Consider the following 749-nt stretch of genomic DNA (forward strand, 5'->3'; position numbering starts at 1 on the left):
CAGCGTAGAGGTAGGTCCAGTCGTAGCGCTGATCGCACAGCCCGCGCGGGCGTTGCCCGCGTGCCCACCAGCGATGGCCGGTGCGGCCTTTCTGGCCCACCCTGGCCTCGTCCTGGAACCAGAGCTCGATCCGCTGGCCCGGATGATCGGCGGCAACGGCCGCTACAGCACGGCGCAGCCCCCTTTTGCGAAGGCCGCCTTGGCCGCCTCGTCGGCCTCGGGGTGCCGTGGCCTGGTCTTCTGCCGCGACAGGTCCAGCCCCCTCACCACCCGCGACAAGCTGGCCGGGTGAAGGCGCTTGTCAAACCGGCCCTCGATCCAGCGGCACAGCATCGGCAGCGTCCACTCCGCCCCGCCGTCGTGCTCCAGGTCAGGCCCGCGCAGAATGGTGGCGACCAGCACCGCCTGCTCGGCCTCGCTCAGCGCGGAGGGCCGCCCTGGCTTGGGCCGGTCTCGCAGACCCTCCAGGCCCTCAGCGTTGAAGCGCACCACCGCGTCACGCAACGCCTGCCGCTCCAGCCCCACCAGCCGTGCCGCCTCCGCCCGGCTCAGCCCGTCCAGMGCRTGCGCCACCGCCAGCATCCGCGTCGCGGTTCGTCGGTTCCGCTCGCGCCGCGCCAAGCGCCGGAGATCGCCCGCACTCGCCACATCCCTCCGGATCTCCAGGGCTCGCCCCATCCGCCTACCCCGCCAGGTCAGGCCTGAAGCGAATCACCATCCCCGCCTACGCGGAAATCACACCAGAGTCA

At 71.9% G+C, this 749-nt stretch carries 1 protein-coding gene; it reads right to left on the reverse strand.

Translation table 11 applies throughout. The features are described from left to right. Positions 1–162: 162 nt before the first annotated feature. Positions 163–678, reverse strand: a complete 516-nt coding sequence (locus EAH89_RS30975) for an IS630 family transposase (protein WP_140888041.1) — start codon at positions 676–678, stop codon at positions 163–165. Between the last annotated feature and the right edge of the window lie 71 nt (positions 679–749).

It is taken from the genome of Muricoccus nepalensis, from assembly GCF_006438825.1.
Taxonomy (GTDB): Bacteria; Pseudomonadota; Alphaproteobacteria; order Acetobacterales; family Acetobacteraceae; genus Roseomonas; species Roseomonas nepalensis.